18 protein-coding genes are annotated in these 19,177 nt (G+C 73.4%); 7 read left to right on the top strand and 11 right to left on the bottom strand.

What is annotated here, in order from left to right; translation table 11 throughout:
• Positions 1–91: 91 nt before the first annotated feature.
• The 3 genes from coaD to recG all read right to left on the bottom strand — a co-directional run bounded on the left by coaD (position 92) and on the right by recG (position 3,533).
• Positions 92–571 (bottom strand): pantetheine-phosphate adenylyltransferase, encoded by a 480-nt coding sequence (gene coaD, locus KMS84_RS00985; RefSeq protein ID WP_256914053.1) that lies wholly within the window; start codon positions 569–571, stop codon positions 92–94.
• A 26-nt stretch (positions 572–597) separates the two neighbouring features.
• On the bottom strand, positions 598–1,209 hold the full coding sequence (gene rsmD, locus KMS84_RS00980; RefSeq protein ID WP_256914052.1) for a 16S rRNA (guanine(966)-N(2))-methyltransferase RsmD: 612 nt from the start codon (positions 1,207–1,209) through the stop codon (positions 598–600).
• Positions 1,210–1,304: 95 nt separating this feature from the next.
• Positions 1,305–3,533: an ATP-dependent DNA helicase RecG gene (recG, locus tag KMS84_RS00975; protein ID WP_256914051.1), complete on the bottom strand. Its 2,229-nt coding sequence runs from the start codon at positions 3,531–3,533 to the stop codon at positions 1,305–1,307.
• A 165-nt stretch (positions 3,534–3,698) separates the two neighbouring features.
• Here recG and KMS84_RS00970 point away from each other — a divergent pair, with 165 nt between their 5' ends.
• Positions 3,699–5,561, top strand: coding sequence for an HSP90 family protein (locus KMS84_RS00970; protein ID WP_256914050.1), 1,863 nt, complete (start codon positions 3,699–3,701; stop codon positions 5,559–5,561).
• On the top strand, positions 5,554–8,565 hold the full coding sequence (locus tag KMS84_RS00965) for a tetratricopeptide repeat protein (protein ID WP_256914049.1): 3,012 nt from the start codon (positions 5,554–5,556) through the stop codon (positions 8,563–8,565). Before KMS84_RS00970 ends, KMS84_RS00965 begins: the two co-directional genes overlap by 8 nt.
• 71 nt (positions 8,566–8,636) lie before the next feature.
• Here the strand turns inward: KMS84_RS00965 and KMS84_RS00960 are convergent, their stop codons facing one another.
• Complete coding sequence (locus KMS84_RS00960; protein WP_256914048.1) at positions 8,637–10,421, bottom strand: DAK2 domain-containing protein; 1,785 nt, start codon at positions 10,419–10,421, stop codon at positions 8,637–8,639.
• Between the two features lie 277 nt (positions 10,422–10,698).
• Between KMS84_RS00960 and rpmB the strand changes: the two genes are divergently transcribed.
• Positions 10,699–10,884, top strand: a complete 186-nt coding sequence (rpmB, locus tag KMS84_RS00955; RefSeq protein ID WP_079041368.1) for a 50S ribosomal protein L28 — start codon at positions 10,699–10,701, stop codon at positions 10,882–10,884.
• A gap of 152 nt (positions 10,885–11,036) precedes the next feature.
• Here the strand turns inward: rpmB and thiD are convergent, their stop codons facing one another.
• Together thiD and KMS84_RS00945 are read right to left on the bottom strand one after the other, a co-directional pair.
• Entirely contained in the window at positions 11,037–11,852 is an 816-nt protein-coding gene (thiD, locus tag KMS84_RS00950; protein ID WP_256914047.1) for a bifunctional hydroxymethylpyrimidine kinase/phosphomethylpyrimidine kinase, read from the bottom strand.
• Positions 11,849–12,814, bottom strand: coding sequence for a thiamine-phosphate kinase (locus tag KMS84_RS00945; RefSeq protein ID WP_256914046.1), 966 nt, complete (start codon positions 12,812–12,814; stop codon positions 11,849–11,851). The genes thiD and KMS84_RS00945 overlap by 4 nt, the downstream gene beginning before the upstream one ends.
• A 209-nt stretch (positions 12,815–13,023) precedes the next feature.
• Here KMS84_RS00945 and KMS84_RS00940 point away from each other — a divergent pair, with 209 nt between their 5' ends.
• Positions 13,024–13,257 carry an Lrp/AsnC family transcriptional regulator gene (locus KMS84_RS00940; protein ID WP_109002124.1) on the top strand — a complete coding sequence of 78 codons (234 nt, stop codon included), beginning with the start codon at positions 13,024–13,026 and terminating at the stop codon, positions 13,255–13,257.
• Between the two features lie 20 nt (positions 13,258–13,277).
• A complete protein-coding gene (locus KMS84_RS00935; protein ID WP_256914045.1) occupies positions 13,278–13,778 on the top strand; it encodes a DUF3515 domain-containing protein in 501 nt (166 codons plus the stop codon).
• A 51-nt stretch (positions 13,779–13,829) separates the two neighbouring features.
• Here the strand turns inward: KMS84_RS00935 and KMS84_RS00930 are convergent, their stop codons facing one another.
• Genes KMS84_RS00930 through KMS84_RS00920 form a run of 3 tightly spaced genes read right to left on the bottom strand, consistent with a single transcriptional unit; the run spans position 13,830 to position 16,857 of the window.
• Positions 13,830–14,987 (bottom strand): D-alanine--D-alanine ligase family protein, encoded by a 1,158-nt coding sequence (locus KMS84_RS00930; RefSeq protein ID WP_256914044.1) that lies wholly within the window; start codon positions 14,985–14,987, stop codon positions 13,830–13,832.
• 59 nt (positions 14,988–15,046) lie between these two features.
• Positions 15,047–16,057, bottom strand: coding sequence for an NAD(P)H-dependent glycerol-3-phosphate dehydrogenase (locus KMS84_RS00925; protein ID WP_256914043.1), 1,011 nt, complete (start codon positions 16,055–16,057; stop codon positions 15,047–15,049).
• On the bottom strand, positions 16,054–16,857 hold the full coding sequence (locus tag KMS84_RS00920; protein ID WP_256914042.1) for a lysophospholipid acyltransferase family protein: 804 nt from the start codon (positions 16,855–16,857) through the stop codon (positions 16,054–16,056). Before KMS84_RS00920 ends, KMS84_RS00925 begins: the two co-directional genes overlap by 4 nt.
• A 163-nt stretch (positions 16,858–17,020) precedes the next feature.
• Between KMS84_RS00920 and cofC the strand changes: the two genes are divergently transcribed.
• Both cofC and KMS84_RS00910 read left to right on the top strand, forming a co-directional pair.
• Positions 17,021–17,659 carry a 2-phospho-L-lactate guanylyltransferase gene (gene cofC, locus KMS84_RS00915; protein ID WP_256914041.1) on the top strand — a complete coding sequence of 213 codons (639 nt, stop codon included), beginning with the start codon at positions 17,021–17,023 and terminating at the stop codon, positions 17,657–17,659.
• Between the two features lie 9 nt (positions 17,660–17,668).
• A complete protein-coding gene (locus tag KMS84_RS00910) occupies positions 17,669–17,875 on the top strand; it encodes a copper-binding protein (RefSeq protein WP_256914040.1) in 207 nt (68 codons plus the stop codon).
• Between the two features lie 72 nt (positions 17,876–17,947).
• Here KMS84_RS00910 and KMS84_RS00905 read toward each other — a convergent pair whose 3' ends face one another.
• Entirely contained in the window at positions 17,948–18,619 is a 672-nt protein-coding gene (locus KMS84_RS00905) for an HU family DNA-binding protein (RefSeq protein WP_256914039.1), read from the bottom strand.
• A gap of 138 nt (positions 18,620–18,757) precedes the next feature.
• Entirely contained in the window at positions 18,758–18,988 is a 231-nt protein-coding gene (locus KMS84_RS00900; RefSeq protein ID WP_256914038.1) for an SCO5555 family protein, read from the bottom strand.
• Positions 18,989–19,177 lie beyond the last annotated feature (189 nt).

The raw sequence follows: 19,177 nt of genomic DNA, 5'->3' as shown, positions 1-19,177 counted from the left end.
ACAGCTGGGTTGGAGACGGACGGGACGACTGTACGGCCACGGGGTGTCCGCAGGACACCGGATGACGGGCCGTCAGAAGCAGCGTGCGACGTCAGTCCTGCCGCAGGCGCTCGGTCAGCGCCTCGAGCACCAGCGCGGGCACCAGGTGCGAGACGTCGCCGCCCCAGGTGGCGACCTCCTTGACCAGGGAGGAGGACAGGAAGCTGTAGGTGGGGTTGGTCGGCACGAACAGCGTCTCGACGCCCGAGAGGCCGTTGTTCATCTGGGCCATCTGCAGTTCGTAGTCGAAGTCGCTGACCGCGCGCAGGCCCTTGACGATGGCCGGGATCTCGCGCTGCTTGCAGAAGTCCACGAGGAGGCCGTGGAAGGCCTCGACCCGGACGTTGCCGTACTCGGCGGTGACCCGGCTGATCAGGTCGATCCGCTCGTCGACCTCGAACAGGCCCTTCTTCGACTTGTTGATCATGACCGCGACATAGACCTCGTCGTACAGACGGGAGGCGCGGGAAATGATGTCGAGATGTCCGTTGGTGATCGGGTCGAACGACCCGGGACAGACGGCACGGCGCACTTGTGCTCCCTCGCTCTCCGGTCCGGTCATCGCGCGTCTTCGCACGTAGAGGCGGCGCGACCGTACCAAAACGTTCCCTCGCCGTAGCGACGAGACCGGAGACCCGTGAAGCCCTCCGGCCAGGGGAACTCCCCGCCTCTGGTGCTGCGCTCCACGGTGACGAGGGCGTCGGCCGCTAGCCAGCCCCCCGAGAGGAGTGTGAGCAGGATCTCGCGAAGATCGTCGTCGGATACGGCGTACGGGGGGTCGAGGAAGGCGAGGTCGTAGGGCGCCGCGGGCGTCTCCTGGACGACCTGGCGGGCCTTGCCCGCGCGGACCTCGGCGCCGGGCAGCCGCAGCGCCTTCACGTTCTCCCGGATCGTGCGGGCCGCGCGGGCGTCCGCCTCGACCAGGAGGGTGTGGCTCGCGCCGCGGGACAGGGCCTCCAGGCCGACGGCGCCGGAGCCGGCGTACAGGTCGAGGACGCGTTCGCCGTCCAGGGGGCCGCCGAGGAGCGACTGCCAGGTGGAGAAGAGACCTTCGCGGGCGCGGTCGGAGGTGGGACGGGTGCCCGTCCCCGGCGGGACGGCCAGGCGACGTCCGCCTGCTGCGCCAGCGATCACGCGGGTCATCTCGGGTCCTCGTTCGGCAGGGGTCACGGGTCCGACGGCGGGGCGGGTCGGTCCGGCGGTTACGGGTCCAGTCTCTCAGGCCGCGCCGGGACGTCGCCGCCCCCTACGACGGCCGCCGGCGCTCAGCCCTTCTCCAGGTACTGCTCCCTCTCCTCGTCCAGCAGGGCGTCCAGGGCCGTTCGCAGGCCCGGGTAGGCGCTGAGCTCCGGGTCCGCCGTGACCACCGCCACCGCCTCCTGCCGGGCCTCGGCGATGACCTCCTCGTCCTCGATCACCGCGAGGACGCGCAGGGAGGTGCGGGCGCCGGACTGCGCCTGGCCGAGGACGTCCCCCTCGCGGCGCTGTTCGAGGTCGATGCGGGAGAGCTCGAAGCCGTCGAGGGTGGTGGCGACGGCGGTGAGCCGCTGCCGGGCCGCGCTCGCCTCCGGCATCTCGCTGACCAGGAGGCACAGGCCGGGGGCCGAGCCGCGGCCCACCCGGCCGCGCAGCTGGTGGAGCTGGGAGACGCCGAAGCGGTCGGCGTCCATGATCACCATGGCGGTGGCGTTGGGGACGTTGACGCCGACCTCGATGACGGTCGTCGCGACCAGGACGTCGGTGTCCCCGGCGGCGAAGCGGCGCATCACCGCGTCCTTGTCGTCGGGGTGCATCCTGCCGTGCAGGACTTCCACGCCGAGTCCGCTCAGCGGGCCCTTCGCCAGCTGCTCGGCCACCTCCAGGACCGCGAGCGGCGGGCGCTTCTCCGCCTCGTCCTCGGCGGACTTCTTCCGGCCGCCCTTCCCGCCGTCCCCGGCTTCGTCGGCGTCGTCGCCGATGCGCGGGCAGACGACGTAGGCCTGGTGGCCGCCTGCCACCTCCTCGCGCACGCGCTCCCACGCGCGCGCCAGGAAGTGGGGCTTGTCGGCGGCCGGCACGACATGGCTGGCGATGGGCGAGCGGCCGGCCGGGAGCTGGTCGAGGACGGAGGTCTCCAGGTCGCCGAAGACGGTCATGGCGACGGTGCGCGGGATCGGCGTGGCCGTCATGACCAGCAGGTGCGGGGGCTGCCTGCCCTTGCCGCGCAGGGCGTCGCGCTGCTCGACGCCGAAGCGGTGCTGCTCGTCGACCACGACCAGGCCGAGGTCGTGGAACTGGACCTTGTCCTCGATCAGCGCGTGCGTGCCGATCACGATGCCGGCCTCGCCGGTGACCAGGTCGAGCAGGGCCTGGCGGCGGGCGGCCGTGCCCATCGACCCGGTCAGCAGCACGACCTTGGTGGCCCGGTCGGATCCGCCGAGCATGCCGCCCTCGGCGAGGTCGCCCATCATCTCGACGACGGAGCGGTGGTGCTGCTGGGCGAGGACCTCGGTGGGGGCGAGCAGGGCGGCCTGTCCGCCGGCGTCGACCACGGCGAGCATGGCGCGCAGGGCGACGAGGGTCTTGCCCGACCCCACCTCTCCCTGGAGCAGCCGGTGCATCGGGTGGTCCAGGGCCAGGTCGTCGAAGATCTCCTTGGAGACCTTCTGCTGGCCTTCGGTGAGGGTGAAGGGCAGGCGGGCGTCGAAGGCGGTGAGGAGGCCGTCGGCGGCGGGCCTGCGGGGAACGGCCGGGAGCAGGGCGTCGGCGTGCCGGCGGCGCGCCAGGGCGACCTGGAGGACGAACGCCTCGTCCCACTTCAGCCGGGCGCGGGCGTCGGCGATGTCGGCCTTGGTGTGCGGGCGGTGGATCTTCAGCAGGGCCTCGGGAAGCGAGACCAGGCCGCGGCCCTCGCGCAGGGAGTCCGGGAGGGGGTCGACCGCGTCGCGGGCGTCGGGCAGGACGGTCTGGACCGCCTTGGCGATCTTCCACGACTCCAGTTTGGCGGTGGCCGGGTAGAGCGGGATGAGGGCGCCGGCCCAGCTCTCGACGGACTCCTCGGCGTCGGCGCGCAGCAGCTCGTAGGCGGGGTGGGCCAGTTGGAGGCGGCGGTTGAAGACCGAGACCTTGCCCGAGAACATCGCGCGCGTGCCCGGCAGGAGGTCCTTGTGGGGCTTGTGCACGCCGCTGCCGAAGAAGACCAGTTGCAGCCGGCCGCTGCCGTCGGTGATGGTCACCTCCAGCCGCTGGCCCTTGCCCCGGGGGGCCTTGGCGGAGGCGAAGCTGTGCAACCGGGCGTCGGCGACCTGGGCGACCACGGTCACGTGCTCGTCCATGGGGAGGTCGGCGAGGTGGGTGAGCTGGCCGCGCTCCTCGTATCTGCGGGGGTAGTGGTGCAGGAGGTCGCCGACGGTGTGCAGGCCGAGGTGCTCGGCCATCACCTTGGCGGTGGCGGGACCGAGCACCGACTTCAGCGGTCGTTCCAGTGGTTCTTTCAGCGCGGGCACGAGATCCATTGCACACCACGGCACTGACATCGCCGCACAGGTGTCCCGAAACCCCTGGTCAGACGGCTCGTTCGGGCCCTACCATGGCGCTTTGGCCATCATCCGCGGTCACCGCCCCACCGGGACCGCCCGACCCCGCGCCGTGCTCCTCCCCCAGCCCGCGGCGCTGCAGCGATGGACTCCCAGACCTCACAGTCATCCCAGGCGCCCCAGCCGCCCCACACGTTCCAGGTCGACCTGCGTGGCCTGGTGGACCTGCTGTCCCATCACCTCTACTCCAGTCCCCGGGTCTATCTGCGCGAGCTGCTTCAGAACGCGGTGGACGCCGTCACCGCCCGGCGGGCCGAGGAGCCCGACGCACCCGCGCGGGTGCGGCTGTTCGCGGCGGACGGACGGCTGCGGGTCGAGGACTCCGGCATCGGGCTCACCGAGGCGGACGTGCACAGCCTGCTGGCCACCATCGGGCGCAGTTCCAAACGCGCCGAGGGCCTGCACGACGTCCGCTCCGACTTCCTCGGCCAGTTCGGCATCGGCCTGCTGGCCTGCTTCGTGGTCGCCGAGCGGATCCGCGTGGTCAGCCGCAGCGCGCGGACGCCGGACGCGCCGCCCGTGGAGTGGACGGCCCGGGACGACGGCTCGTACACCGTGCGGACGCTGCCCCACGAGGAGCGCCCCGAGCCGGGCACCACCGTCCATCTGGTGGCGCGGGCCGGCGCCGCGGAGTGGCTGGCCGAGTCGCGCGTGCTGGCGCTGGCCCGGGACTTCGGGTCGCTGCTGCCCTACGACGTCCGGGTCGGCGACGAGGCGGTCACCGACCTGCCCGCCGTCTGGGACCGCCCGTACCCCTCCCCCGCCGACCGGCGGGTCGCGCTGGCCCGGCACTGCCGCGAGCTGTTCGGCTTCGGCCCGCTGGACGCGATCGAGCTGGACGTGCCGGTGGCGGGGATCCGCGGGGTGGCGTACGTGCTGCCGTCGGCGGTCAGCCCGGCGCAGCGCGGCGGCCACCGGGTGCACCTCAAGGGCATGCTGCTGACCGAGCGCGGCGAACAGCTGCTGCCCGACTGGGCGTTCTTCGTGCGCTGTGTCCTGGACACCGACAGCCTGCGCCCGACCGCATCGCGGGAGGCGCTGTACGAGGACGAGACGCTGGCCGCGGTGCGCGAGGCGCTGGGCGGGCGGATCCGGTCCTGGCTGACGGGGCTCGCCGCGGGCGACCCGGAGCGGCTCGCGGGGTTCCTGGCCGTGCACCACCTGGGCGTGAAGTCCCTGGCGCGGCACGACCGGGAGATGCTGCGCACGATGCTGCCGTGGCTGCCCTTCGAGACGACCGACGGACGGCTGTCGCTGGAGGAGTTCGCCCGGCGCCACCCGGTGGTGCACTTCACCCGGACCGTGGAGGAGTACCGGCAGGTCGCGCCGATCGCGTCCGCGCAGGGCGTCGGGGTGGTCAACGGCGGTTACACCTACGACGGCGAGCTGGTGGAGGCGCTGCCCTCGGTGCGGCCGGGGACCGTGGTCGCCGAGCTGGACGCGGACACGGTGACCGCCCACCTGGACGGCGTCGACGCGGCCGAGGAGCTGGCGCTGGCGGGCTTCCTGGCAGCCGCGCGGGCGCGGCTGGAACCGCTGGCCTGCGACGTCGTCCTGCGGGCCTTCCACCCGCTGTCGGTGCCCGCGCTGCATCTGGACGACCGGGCGGCCCGGCACGAGCAGGCACGCGCGCAGGCCGAGGAGGAGGCCGACGACCTGTGGGCGGGCATCCTGGGCTCGCTGCGCGGGAGCGCCCCGCGCGCGCGTCTGGTGCTGAACCATCTCAACCCGCTGGTCCGGCGGATCGGTTCGCTGCACGATCCCGAGCTGATCGGCACCGCCACGGAGTCCCTGTACGGGCAGGCGCTGCTGATGGCTCAGCGGCCGCTGCGCCCGGCGGACTCGGCGCTGCTGAACCGGGCGTTCATCGGCCTTCTGGAGTGGGCCACACACGGGGAGTCGGCCCAGCGGGAGCCGACGGAGGGACGGGCGGCCGACGATGAGTGAGATCACCGACTTCGACTCCCTGCGCCGGGCGATGGCGGAGAACGGCGAGCAGCCGGAGGGTCCGGCCCGCAACGCGCGCGCGGAGCAGTTGCTGCTGGAGGCCGAGAAGCTGAAGATCCCGCTGGCCGTGATCGAGGCGCTCGGGCACCAGCTGAAGGTCTACAACTACAGCTCCGAGAAGGCGAAGATGTTCGTCCCGTTCGCGCGGCTGCTGCGCATGTGGGACGAGCGGCCCGAGGACTTCGACGCGTACGAGACGCACTCGCTGCACTGGGTCTTCAAGTGGATGTCGGCGGGCATGCTCGACCAGCCGCACGTGCCGTTGGCGTCGGTGGAGAAGTGGCTCGGCGAGATGGAGCACCGCTACCGCCTCGCCGGGCACTCCGAGCGGGCGGTGCGCAGCGCCGAGTTCAGCGTCGCCGCGCACGTGGGGGACGTGGAGCGGGCCGAGCGGGCGTTCGCCGCCTGGCTGGCCGCGGACCGGGACACCATGGCCGACTGCCACGCGTGCGAGCTGCACGGGCAGGGCTGGTGGCAGGCGGAGCGCGGCCGGGACGCCGAGGCCCTGCGGGTGTGGGCGCCGGTCCTGGAGGGCGAGTACGCGTGCGCGCACGAGCCGCACACCGTGCTGGCCTCGTCCCTGGTGCCGCTGTTGCGGCTGGGCCGCCCGGAGGAGGCCCGCGCCCACCACCTGCGCGGGTTCCGCCTGGTGCGGCCCATGGAGTCGATGCGCGGGGCCTACGCCGACCATGTGGAGTTCTGCGCGCTGACCGGCAACGAGGCGCGCGGCCTGGAGCTGCTCGCGGAGCGGCCCGCGTACTTCACCGACGAGGGGCATCCGCGCAGCAAGCTGGAGTTCCTGAGCGTGACGGTGCTGCTCATGGAGCGGTTGGCGGAACTCGGGTGCGGCGATCGGCGGGTGCCCGGTCCGGCCGGCCGGGAGTGGACCGCCGCCGAACTCGCCGCCCACGCGCGCGCCCAGGCGCTCGCGCTGGCCGCGCGTTTCGACGAGCGCAACGGCACCCGGCACGTCAGCGAGCGGGCACGCGCGCGGATGGCGCAGCGGCCCCTGGCGGAGCGGCTGCCCCTGGGGGTGCGGGCCGCCCGCCCGGTGTCCTCCGCGACCGCGTCGGCGCCCTCGGCGCAGGCTCCGGCTCCGGTCGGGGAGTCCGGCGAGCCGGACCTCGCGGCCCTGCTGGCCGAGGCGCGGCGGCTGTCGGAGACCCTGCGGCCGCACGCCGTCGAGGCCTGGGCGCGGGTCGCCGAGGCGGCCGCGGGCTCGGCGGCGGGGGAGCTGGCGGCGCGTGATCGCGCGGAGATCGCCGACCACGAGGCGATCGGTCTGGGCCCCGAGGGCGCCGAACGGTTCGAGCAGGCGGCCGAGCTGTACGCGCGGGCGGGCGACCCCGGGGAGGCGCTGGCGGCACACGCGCGTGCGGCCTACGTCCGTGCGCTCGCCGGCGAGGTGGACGAGGCGCTCGCCGCGGTGGCCGGCCCCTACGACCGCGTCCTCGCGCTGTACGCCGACGGCGGCACCGAGGTGCCCCAGGCGGCGGGCGTGCTGATGGCGCGGGCCCGGATCCTGATGCGGCACGTCCACGGGGCCGAGGGGCCCGTGGACGACGACGTCCTGACGGCGGCGGAGGCGGCCGTGCGGGAGCTGCTGGCGCTGGTGGAGGGACGGGCGGGGGACGACGTGCGGCTCGCCGCGCGGGTCGCCGAGGGCCGTGCGATGCTCGCCGAGCTGGCGGTGCGGTCGGGGGACCCGGAGGCCGGCGTGGAGCTGTTCGCGCGGGCGGCCGGCGAGTTCGTCGCGGCGGGACTGCCGTGGTTCGCCGTGGAGTACGAGGCCCGGCTGGCCGGTCTCGCCCACCAGCTGGACGACATGGCGGAGGCGGAGCGGGCGCTGCGGGCGGCGCTGGAGCACGGCGGACCGTTCCTGGAGGCGGTGGGGCGGGCGCAGCTGTATTTGCAGCTCGCCGAGGTGGTGGGCGGCCGGGGAGAGGACGCCGAGGCCGCGGAGCACGCCCTGGAGGCGGCGCACTGGGCGGACGAGGCGGGCGTGGGCCCGACGTTCGGCGCGTGGGCCCGCCACCAGCTCGGCGGGTACCTGGTCCGGCAGGGCCGCTGGGCCGAGGCCGCGGAGGTGCTGGAGTCGGCGCTCGCGGACCTGAGCGCCGAGACGCACGGCGACGGCGCGGTCGTCCAGACGCAGTGGTGGCTGGGCGACTGTCTCAGCGAGCTCGGGGACCACCGGGACGCGGCCGAGCGGCGGCTTCAGGCCGCCGAGATCGCCCGGCACTGGCCCGAACAGCACGACCACGCGACGCTGGCGCACCTGGCCGCCGAGTCGCTCGGGCAGGCCGGTCTGCACGCCGAGGCGGACCGGGCGTACGCGCGCGCGGGCGCCCTGTGGCGCGACCTCGGCAACGTGCACGGGCTGGTCCGCTCGCTGCGGGCCCGCGCGTGGCTGGCGTTGCGCACGGAGGCGGGCGCCGGGGCCGCGCGCGACCTGATGGCGACCGCCCTGGAGGAGTGCGCGGACGCGTTCGACGCGGCGCGCGACGACGAGGTGCGCCGCCGGATCGTCGCCGAACTGGGCGACACCCACCGTCAGTTCGGCGATCTGCTGGCCCGTTCCGCCGCCGAGGACGCCGACGACGACTCGATCCGGTCCGCCCTGGACGAGGCGCTCTCCCAGATCTCCGAGGCGGTCGCGGTGTTCGTCGCCCTGGGGGACGACGCCCTGCACGCCCGGACCGGCGCGGAGCTGGCGGCCGGCTGGCTGGAGAGCGACCTGGGGCGTCCGGCCGCGGCGGCGGCACGCGCGCGTGCGGTGCTGCGCGCCTACGCGGACGCGCAGGCGGGGGCCGGGTCGGACGCCGACGAGGAGGCCGGGCCCGGCGAGCACGGCGGCGACCGCGGCGACGACGAGACGGCGCGGGCCCGGCGGGCCGAGGCGGAGCAGCTGTTGCAGGTGGCGGAGGAACAGAGGGAGCGCTGACGGCGCCACGCTCGCCCGCACCCCGCGATCCCGTGCAGTTCGGTACGGAGTCGCGGGGGGGGGCGGCCGGGCTACTCCACGCCGATCAGCAGCAGGGCTCCCTGCCGTCCGCCCCGGTAGACCACCGTGTCCACCGCGAGGTACGCCTCCCGCACCCGCGCCTGCAGACGCTCGGCGACGCCCTCGGGGGCCTCGTCGCCCAGGACGAGGGTGACGAGTTCACCGCCGGCCGACAGCATGCGGTTCAGGACGGTCTCCGCGGTGGCGGTCACGTCGGAGCCGATGACCGCCACGTCGCCGTCGACGAGCCCGAGGACGTCGCCGGCCTGGCAGATGCCGGCCATGGTCCACGACTGGCGCTCGGCCACGACGACCTCGGCGTGACGGGTCGCGCCGGCCGCCGAGGTCATCGAGACGACGTCCTCGTCGAAGCGGCGGTCCGGCTCGTGGACGGCGAGGGCGGCGATCCCCTGGACCGCCGAGCGGGTCGGGATCAGCGCCACCCGGATGCCCTCCGTGCGGGCCTGCTCGGCGGCCGCGGCGGCGGTGTGCCGCAGGTCGGCGTCGTTGGGCAGCAGCACGACCTCGCGCGCGTGGGCCCGTCGCACGGCCTCGACGAGCTCGCCGCTGGCGGGCGGCTCACCGGGGCGGGCGAGCACGGTGGTCGCGCCGGCCTCGGCGTAGAGCCCGGCCAGCCCCTCGCCGGGCACGACGGCGACGACCGCGCGCTGCACGCGCTCGCGGGGCGGACGCTCGCTCCCGCGCGTGTGCGCGTCGCCGGCCCCGAAGTGCGTGATGCGGATCCGGTAGGGCCGGCCCGCGTCGACGCCGGCCTCCACGGCGGCACCGGCGTCGTCCACGTGCACGTGGACGTTCCACAGGCCGTCGCCGCCGACCACGACGAGCGAGTCGCCGAGCGCGTCCAGCCGCTGCCGCAGCCGCCCGACCGCGGCGTCCTCCGCCTCCAGCAGGTAGATCACCTCGAAGGCCGGACCGCTCTCGCCCTGCGGCCCGTCCGCGCAGTCCTGCGCGGAGCCCTCGCCGTCGTCGGCCCCGGGCGCCCCCTCCCGGCCCTCCCGGCCGTTCCGGCCCTTCTGCTCCCGGCGCTCGCCGCGCTCCCGCGCCGGGTCGCCGGAGGCGACCGGGGAGAACCCGGGCGCCTCCCCCGTGAACGTCTCCACCAGTGCCGCGAGCACCGCGACCAGTCCCCGGCCGCCCGCGTCGACGACCCCGGCGTGCTCCAGGACGGCCAGCTGTCCCGGGGTCGCGGCGAGCGCCGCGCAGGCCCCCTGGTAGGCGGCCCGGGCGACGGTCCCGCAGTCGCCCTCCGCGCCCTGCGCTCCCACCGCCGTCTGCGCGGCGTCCGCGGCGGCCGAGGCGACCGACAGGACGGTTCCCTCGACGGGGTGGGCGACGGCCTGGCGGGCGGAGTCGGCCGCGCGCCGCAGGGCCAGCCGCAGCCCGCGTCCGTCGGTGTGAGAGGCCTCACCCTCGGCGGCGAGCACCTGGGCCATGCCGCGCAGCAGCTGCGCGAGGATCGTCCCCGAGTTGCCGCGCGCCCCGATGAGCGCGCCGTGCGCCATCGCGCGGGCGGCGTCGGCGAGGGCGGGCTTCCCGGCGGGCTCGTGGGCGCCGCCGGCCCCCGAACCGGCCTCGTACCCGGCGAACACCGCCTCCACGGCGGTCGCCGCCGACTCGACGGTCAGGTACAGGTTGGTGCCGGTGTCCCCGTCCGCGACCGGGTAGACGTTGATCGCGTCGATCTCCTCACGCGCCCGCCCCAGGGCCGCCAGGGCGAGGCCGCACCAGGTGCGCACCGCGAGAGCATCGAAGAATGTCTGCGGCACCTGCGCCACCTGCGCCTCCCTGGCTGCTGGACTGGACGCAGCGTAGACCCCGGACGGGTGAACGGCGGCAAGCGGGCCGGGCCGCGGCGGACGGAGCCGCCCCGGGCGCGGGCCGGGCCCCTGAGCAGCCATGGTAGTTTCGTTGTACCGGCGCAGTCGTTGTATGCTGCTCCGGTTGCCCGATCCGCATCGGGCCATCCCCCTGGCACCGCCACTCAGATCCTAGATCCTGATCCCGGCATGCCGGGATCATCCGTAAGTGCATCTGAAGTCTTTGGAGTGACCCGTGGCTGCCAACTGCGACGTCTGTGGCAAGGGGCCGAGCTTCGGCAACAACATCTCGTTTTCGCACCGCCGTACGTCCCGTCGCTGGAACCCCAACATCCAGCGCGTCCGTACCGTGGTCGGCGGGACGCCGAAGCGCGTGAACGCTTGCACCTCGTGCATCAAGGCCGGCAAGGTCTCGCGCTGACGCACGTCCCCCTGATCTCGACTCCGTTCGAGCCGGGGGGAACCCCTCGCGCGCGGCCACTGCTGGTTCGCTGCATCGAGCCGGTCCACCCAGTGTGGACCGGCTTTTTGCTGTGCCGCGTCCCGTGGGACGCGGAGCGCGGGGCGCGGCCGTCAGGCGGTCGGGGCGCCCCGTGTGAGGGCCCAGCCGTGGTCCACGGGTCCGATGCCCGCGCCGAGCGCGAACCCGGCGGCGATCGCCCCGGTGACGTAGCTCTTCGCCTCCGTCACCGCCTCCGGCACCGAGCGCCCCCGCGCGAGCTGGGAGGCGATCGCCGAGGCGAGGGTGCAGCCGGTGCCGTGCGAGTGCCGGTTGTCGTGCCGCGGGGCGCGCAGCCAGTACTCCTCGACGCCGTCCGTCAGCAGGTCCACCGCGTCGCCGGGCAGATGGCCGCCCTTGATCAGCGCCCAGCGCGGTCCGAACGCCAGCACGGCGGCCGCCGCGTCCCTGAGCTGCTCCTCGGACTCGACCCGCACGCCGGTCAGTTGGGCCACCTCGTCGAGGTTGGGGGTGGCGACGGTGGCCCGCGGCAGCAGCTTCGCGCGCACGCAGTCCAGCGCGGAGGCGGCCAGCAGCGGGTCGCCGTGCTTGGAGACGCCGACCGGGTCGACGACCACGGGGGCGTCGGTCCCGGCCAGCAAGTCGGCGACGGTCTCGACGAGTTCGGCGGAGGAGAGCATGCCCGTCTTGACCGCCTGCACGCCGATGTCGTCGACGACGCTGCGGTACTGGGCGCGGACCGCCTCCGCCGGCAGTTCCCACGCCCCCCGCACGCCGAGGGAGTTCTGCGCGGTGACGGCCGTGACGACGCTCATGCCGTGCACGCCGAGGGCGAGCATCGTCTTCAGGTCGGCCTGGATCCCGGCCCCGCCGCCGGAGTCGGAGCCCGCCACGGTCAGCACCCGGGGCGGGGTCCCCTGGGCGGTCACGACTCCATGTCCCCGAAGTGGTCCCAGCCGCCCTTGCTGGTCCAGGGCGCGCCGTCGACCGTGACCTGCGGCAGTGCGGAGGGGTTGAGCACCTCGCCGATGACCTTCCAGCGGGCGGGGAGTTTCACGTCCGGCGGGAACGTGGCCACGATGGCGTGGTCCTCTCCCCCGGTGAGCACCCACTGCATGGGGTCGACGCCGACGGCCTGCCCGATGTCGTTCATCTGGGTGGGGATGTCTATGGCGCCCGACCGGATGTCGATGCGGACCTTGCTGGCCTCCGCGATGTGCCCGAGGTCGGCGATCAGTCCGTCGCTGACGTCGCACATCGCCGTCGCGCCGAGCGCGGCCGCCGCCGGACCGGCGTGGTACGGCGGTTCGGGACGGCGATGGGCCTCCACGAACGCGCGGGGCGAGCGGAAGCCGCGCGAGAGGACCGCGTACCCGGCGGCGGACCAGCCGAGCCAGCCGGTCACCGCGACCAGGTCGCCGGGCTGGGCGCCGCCCCGGGTGACGGGCTCCTGGTTGCGCAGATCGCCGAGCGCGGTGATCGACACCATGATCGTGTCGCCCCGCACGACGTCGCCGCCGACCACGGAGGCGCCCGCCACCTGGCACTCGTCGCGCAGGCCGTCCATCATCTCCGACGGCCAGGTCACGGGGAGTTCGGCGGGCACCACGAGGCCGAGGAGCAGGGCCGTCGGCACCGCGCCCATGGCGGCGATGTCGGCGAGGTTCTGCGCGGCGGCCTTGCGGCCGACGTCGTAGGCCGTCGACCAGTCGCGGCGGAAGTGCCTGCCCTCCAGCAGGATGTCGGTGCTGGCCACGACCCTGCGGTCGGGCGCGGCGACCACCGCGGCGTCGTCGCCGGGGCCGACCCGGACCGCGGGGGTGGTGGTGAGACGGGAGGTGAGCTCCCTGATGAGCCCGAACTCGCCGAGTTCACCAACAGTGCCCTTCATTTACCCTTCGGCCCCTTCTGTACCTGTTTGTGCCCGGTAGCGCATACCCAGTGTCCTCGATACGGTCGAGGCGTCCGTCGACGTCTTTCGTGCCCCCGCACCCCGGCGCGCGCGCCGTGGTCCTCGTAGGTCTCCCCGCGGCGCGCGGCGACGCGATACCGTGGCGTTCCTTTTCCCCACATGATCCTCGTGGCCGCCCTGGAGGTTCCGTGGTACAGGCGTACATCCTGATCCAGACGGACGTCGGCAAAGCGTCGACCGTCGCCGAGGAGATCGGCAAAATCCCTGGCGTGGTCCAGGCCGAGGACGTGACGGGACCCTATGACGTGATCGTGCGCGCCCAGGCCGACACCGTGGACGACCTCGGCCGCATGGTGGTCGCCAAGGTCCAGCAGGTGGACGGGATCACCCGCACCCTGACCTGTCCGGTCGTGCATCTGTAGCCCCCGTCTACCCTTGGCCGGTGAACCTCTTCCGTCACCGGCCCGTCGGCCTGCCCGCGCTCGTCCTGCTGATCACGCTCGCGGGCTGCTCCTCAGCAGACGACAACGCGTCGACGGCGGTTCCCCGTCCCGGCGCGAAAGCCGCGAAGCTGTGCCGGGACCTGGACAAGGTACTGCCGTCGAAGGTGGACGGGGAGAGCCGCCACGATCCCGAGCCCGCCTCCGCGCTCACCGCGGGCTGGGGAGGTCCGGAGATCATACTGCGCTGCGGTGTCGCGCGGCCGCCGAAGATGATCGACCCCAAGGTCGCCGAGGGGGCGGACCCGGACGCGGTGGCCGGCGGGGTCGACGGCGTCGACTGGCTGATGGAGACGCGGGACGGCGGGGGCAGCCGCTTCACCACGGCCAGTCGCAGCGCCTATGTCGAGGTGTCCGTGCCGGCCGGCACGGACACCTCCGGCGTCCTGATCGACCTGGCCCCCGCCATCAAGAAGGCGATCCCCGAGGGGATCGCCGACTAGACCGTCCGACCGGACCGGCCCCCGCCCGGTCCCGGACCGGCCGCCCCCGGATCAGCGCAGTCCGGTGGACCTGCGCAGCGCCGCCTGCACCAGACGGTCCACCAGCTCGGGGTAGCCGATCCCGGTCTCCTGCCACATCTTGGGGTACATCGAGATCGGCGTGAAGCCGGGCATCGTGTTGATCTCGTTGATGACGAACTCGCCGTCCTCCGTGAGGAAGAAGTCCGCGCGGACCAGGCCCTCGCAGGACGCCGCGTCGAAGGCGTCCACCGCCAGCCTGCGGACCTGCGCCGTCTCCTCGTCCGTCAGCGGCGCGGGGACGATCCCGGGGGTCGAGTCGATGTACTTGGCGTCGAAGTCGTAGTAGGCGTGCGCGTCCGGCGGCGGGATCTCGGCCGGGAGCGAGGCGCGGGGACCGTCCTCGAACTCCAGGACGCCGCACTCGATCTCGCGGCCCCGCAGCGCCGCCTCGACGAGGATCTTCGGGTCGTGGCGCCGGGCCTCGGCGATCGCCTCGTCCAGGCCGGACAGGTCGTCGACCTTGGTGATGCCGATGGACGAGCCCGCGCGCGCGGGCTTCACGAAGAGCGGCCAGCCGTGCTCGCCGGCGAGGTCGACGATCTTCTTGCGGGCGCCCGGCTCGTCCTGCTCCCACTCGCGCGGGCGGATCACCACGTACGGGCCGACCTTGAGCCCGAAGGAGGTGAACACCCGCTTCATGTACTCCTTGTCCTGGCCCACGGCCGAGGCGAGCACGCCCGAACCCACGTACGGGACGCCGGAGAGCTCCAGCAGGCCCTGGAGGGTGCCGTCCTCGCCGTAGGGGCCGTGCAGCACCGGGAAGACGACGTCGACCTCGCCGAGCGCCTTGGGCACCGATCCCGGCTCGTAGTAGACGACTTCGCGGTTGGCGGGGTCGACGGGGAGCACCACTCCGCCGTCCCGCGACTCGGCGAGCTCCTCGACGTCGGGCGTGCGGCGGTCGGTGATCGCCATGCGCTCGGGTTCGTCGGCGGTGAGGAACCAGCGGCCCTCGCGGGTGATGCCGATCGGCAGGACTTCGTACTTGGTCCGGTCGATGGCCCTGAGGACCGCGCCGGCGGTCACCACGGAGATCCCGTGCTCGGAGCTGCGGCCGCCGAAGACGACGGCCACCCGCGGCTTGCGGACGGGCTGCTGAGGGCTCTGGGGGAGGTTCTCGGTGCTCATATCGGCTTGAGAGTACCCGGTGGTAGGGCCGGGAGTCAGCGTCCGCCCGCCGCGTTGGCTCAGCGTCGCTCCGGCTTCGCGCTGCGCGACATGAGCTCCTTGACGGCGACGACCGGAGGCTTGCCCTCGTGCACGATGGCGACGACCGTCTCGGTGATCGGCATGTCGACGCCGTGCCGCCGCGCCAGATCGAGCACCGACTCACAGGACTTGACGCCCTCGGCGGTCTGCCGGGTGACCGCGATGGTCTCCTGAAGCGTCATGCCCTTGCCGAGGTTGGTGCCGAAGGTGTGGTTGCGCGACAGCGGCGAGGAGCAGGTCGCCACCAGGTCGCCGAGCCCGGCGAGTCCGGCGAAGGTGAGCGGGTCCGCGCCCATGGCCAGGCCCAGCCGGGTGGTCTCGGCGAGGCCGCGGGTGATCAGCGAGCCCTTGGCGTTGTCGCCCAGGCCCATGCCGTCGGCGATGCCGACCGCGAGCCCGATGACGTTCTTGACCGCGCCGCCCAGCTCGCAGCCCACCACGTCGGTGTTGGTGTAGGGCCGGAAATAGGGCGTGTGGCAGGCGGCCTGGAGCTTCTGGGCGACGGCCTCGTCGGTGCAGGCGACCACGGCCGCGGCCGGCCTGCGCGAGGCGATCTCCCTGGCCAGGTTGGGGCCGGTCACCACGGCGACGCGGCCCGGGCCCACCTTCGCGACGTCCTCGACGACCTCGCTCATCCGCATGGTCGTGCCGAGCTCGACGCCCTTCATCAACGACACCAGGACGGTGTCCGCAGCGAGCAGGGGCGTCCACTCGGCGAGGTTGGCGCGCAGCGTCTGCGAGGGCACCGACAGGACCGTGTAGTCGGCGCCGGCGGCGGCCTCGGCGGGATCCGTCGTGGCCCGCAGGTTCTCCGGGAGCTCGATGCCGGGGAAGTAGTCGGGGTTGGCCCGGGTGGTGTTGATCGCGTCGGCCACCTCGGGGCGACGCGCCCACAGGGTGACGTCGCAGCCCGCGTCGGCGAGCACCATGCCGAAGGCCGTCCCCCACGAACCGGCGCTGAACACCGCCGCCTTCACGGACTTGCTCACTTGCTGTTCTCCCCCTCGTGACGGGCTTGCGCGTGACCGGTCCCCGGGCCGCTCTCCGCGCCGGTCTCCGCCTGGGTGCGGCGGCGCTGCTCGATCCGCTCCCGGCGCGGGTCGTACGGCCTCTCGGGCGCCTTCTCGCCGCGGATCTCCTCCAGCTGGGCGGTGACGGCCGCCATGATGACCTCCGTCGCCTCCTTCAGGAGCTCGGGGGTCATCTCGTGGCCGTAGAACCGGGTGAGGTCCACGGGCGGGCCCGCGAGCACATGGTGGGTCTTGCGCGGAAGGAGGTGGGGCTTCCTGGCGTAGGGCGGCAGCAGTTCGTTGGCGCCCCACTGGGCTACGGGGATCACCGGGCACTTCGTCTGCAGTGCCACGCGCGCCGCGCCGGTCTTGGCCGTCATGGGCCAGCCGTCGGGGTCGCGGGTGAGGGTGCCCTCGGGGTAGAACGCGACGCACTCGCCGCGCTCCACTGCCTCGATCGCGGCCCGGAAGGCGCTCAGCGCGTCCGTGCTCTCGCGGTAGACGGGGATCTGTCCGGTGCCACGCATCGCGGCGCCGACGAATCCCTCCTTGAAAAGCCCGCTCTTCGCCAGGAATCGCGGCACCCGTCCGCTGTTGTACTGGAAATGGGCGTACGCGAAGGGGTCGACATGCGAATTGTGGTTCACCGCGGTGATAAATCCACCCTCGGCCGGAATGTGCTCCATTCCGCGCCAGTCCCGCTTGAGCAGAACCACCAGCCAGGGTTTGCAGAGGACCGCTGCGAAGCGGTACCAGAAGCCGATTCTGCGGCGGGGCACGCGGACACCTTCCTCTAGGACTTCCCAAGGCCTGCTCCTGGACCCGGGGCCGCACAAGTGTCGCCCCGGGCCGCTGGTCTGTCGAGAACACCGTACGCCCGCCTCCGCGACCTGCGGACGGGCCGGGTGACAATGTCCGCGACGAGAGAGGGACGGTACGCCGGTGCAGTGGAGCTTGGTCATACCCCTGAAGCCCTTGGCGCTGGCCAAGAGCAGGCTCGCGGACACCGCCGGCGACGGGCTGCGCCCCGGACTCGCCCTGGCCTTCGCCGAGGACACCGTGGCCGCCGCGCTGGCCTCGCCGGACGTGCGCGATGTGGCCGTAGTCACGGACGACGCGCTGGCCTCGCGCATCCTGGCGGCGCTCGGCGCCCGGATCGTCCCGGACGAGCCGCGCGCGGGTCTCAACGCCGCCCTGGCGCACGGAGCGGCCGCCGTGCGGGCCTTTCGCCCGGATTCCCCGCTCGCCGCCCTCAACGCCGATCTGCCGGCGCTGCGCCCGGCGGAATTGGCGCGCGTCCTGGCCGCGGCCGCGGAATTCCCCCGCGCTTTCCTCCCGGACGCGGCCGCGGTCGGCACCACGCTTCTCACCGCCGCCCCCGGCCATGCGCTGCGCCCCGCATTCGGCGCGGATTCACGGGCCCGCCACCAGGCCGGCGGCGCCGAGGAACTCCGTCTCGACGCGGTGGATTCCGTGCGCCAGGACGTGGACACCGGCGAGGATCTGCGCGCGGCGCTGGCGCTGGGAGTGGGCTCCCGGACGGCCGCGGCGGCCGCGCGGCTGCTGATCCCGGAGCAGTAGGCTGCCGGCATGCAGGCGACCGCGTACACGTACGACCCCGGCACGCGCAGCGGACAGGTGCTGCTGGACGACGGGACCCCCGTCTCCTTCGACGCGGCGGCGTTCGACGCGGGCGGGCTGCGGCTGCTGCGGCCCGGACAGCGGGTGCGCATCGAGACGGAGCGCGGCGGCGACGGCGGCCCGCGGATCACCCTGGTGACGCTTCAGACCTTCTGAGCGGGCCGCGCACACGCCGCGGGCCGGGCTCCGTGCGGGAGTCCGGCCCGGCGTGTGAGTGCCCCAGGTGCCCTACGCCTTGCGGGCGGTGGCCTTCTTGGCGGTGGTCTTGCGCGCGGTCGACTTCTTGGCGGGGGCCTTGGTGGCCGTCGCCTTCTTCGCGGCGGGGGCCTTCTTGGCCGTCGTCTTCTTGGCGGTGGCCGACTTCGTGGCGGTGGTCTTCTTCGCGGCCGCCGTCGTCTTCTTCGCCGTGGTCTTCTTGGCCGTCGTCTTCTTGGCGGCGCCCGTGGTCTTCTTCGCCGCGGCCGTCGTCTTCTTCGCCGTGGCCGTGGTCTTCTTCGCGGCCCCGGCGCGCGTCGAGGGGGAGGCCTTCTTCGCGGCGGCCTTCTTGACCGTGGCGGAAGAACCGCCGGTCAGGCTGCCCTTGGGGGCCTTCTTGACGGCGACCTCGCCACCGCGGGGAAGCTTCTTCGACCCGCTCACCAGGTCCTTGAAGCCCTGGCCGGCACGGAAGCGCGGCACGGACGTCTTCTTGACCCGCACCCGCTCGCCCGTCTGGGGGTTGCGGGCGTAGCGGGCCGGCCGGTCGACCTTCTCGAACGAGCCGAAGCCGGTGACCGAGACCCGGTCGCCGGCGACCGTCGCGCGGACGATGGCGTCCAGGACCGCGTCGACCGCGTCGGCGGCCTGCTGGCGGCCGCCCACCTTGTCGGCAATCGCTTCTACGAGCTGCGCCTTGTTCACGTCTTCCCCTTCGGAGACATTAGCCGGAACGATACTGTCCGAGCTTTTTCGCACGTTAGGCAGATATATACCGCAAATCAAACACGAAACGGGCTAATCACCCTTGTGCCGCAACGAAATCGGCGGCTCCGGAGGCGATCAACGCTCCTCTTCGGGCGTTCGCCCTTCGTCGAGGTCCGCCATGAACCGCTCCAGACGCCTTGTCGCATCGGCGAGATCGTGCTTGGCCGCGGCCGTAATGACCAGCAGCTTCCGGGTCAGCGCCATCCGTACGCCCTCCGGGACTTGCAGTGCGCGCACTCTCGCGTGCGCTTCCTTGAGTTGGTTCGCGACCGCCGTATAGAGCTCGAGTTGGCCGTCGTGTTCCATGCACAGATTGTGCCATCTGGGGCGAGTTGTCGCCCGCCCAGGGGGCAACTGCCGCCTCAGACGGCCGTCCGGGCACATCCGGCGATCACGTCCTCATCGGGCGCATACCCCGGCAACACCCCGCCTAACGTGGGAAGTTGACTACGACGGTCCGAGCGTGCAGGGCCGAACGGGTGCAGACGCAGCCGT

It is taken from the genome of Streptomyces hilarionis (assembly GCF_024539675.1).
Classification (GTDB): Bacteria; Actinomycetota; Actinomycetes; order Streptomycetales; family Streptomycetaceae; genus Streptomyces; species Streptomyces hilarionis.
This window is presented reverse-complemented; position numbering and strand designations above follow the sequence as displayed.

What these genes read in the sequence shown, in the direction of transcription:
- KMS84_RS00965 (WP_256914049.1), top strand. Translation starts at nt 5,554, where the DNA reads ATGAGTGAGATCACCGACTTCGACTCCCTGCGCCGGGCGATGGCGGAG.
- KMS84_RS00930 (WP_256914044.1), bottom strand. Translation starts at nt 14,987, where the DNA reads ATGAGCACCGAGAACCTCCCCCAGAGCCCTCAGCAGCCCGTCCGCAAG.
- KMS84_RS00945 (WP_256914046.1), bottom strand. Translation starts at nt 12,814, where the DNA reads ATGAAGGGCACTGTTGGTGAACTCGGCGAGTTCGGGCTCATCAGGGAG.
- KMS84_RS00910 (WP_256914040.1), top strand. Translation starts at nt 17,669, where the DNA reads ATGCAGGCGACCGCGTACACGTACGACCCCGGCACGCGCAGCGGACAG.
- recG (WP_256914051.1), bottom strand. Translation starts at nt 3,533, where the DNA reads ATGGATCTCGTGCCCGCGCTGAAAGAACCACTGGAACGACCGCTGAAG.
- KMS84_RS00970 (WP_256914050.1), top strand. Translation starts at nt 3,699, where the DNA reads ATGGACTCCCAGACCTCACAGTCATCCCAGGCGCCCCAGCCGCCCCAC.
- KMS84_RS00900 (WP_256914038.1), bottom strand. Translation starts at nt 18,988, where the DNA reads ATGGAACACGACGGCCAACTCGAGCTCTATACGGCGGTCGCGAACCAA.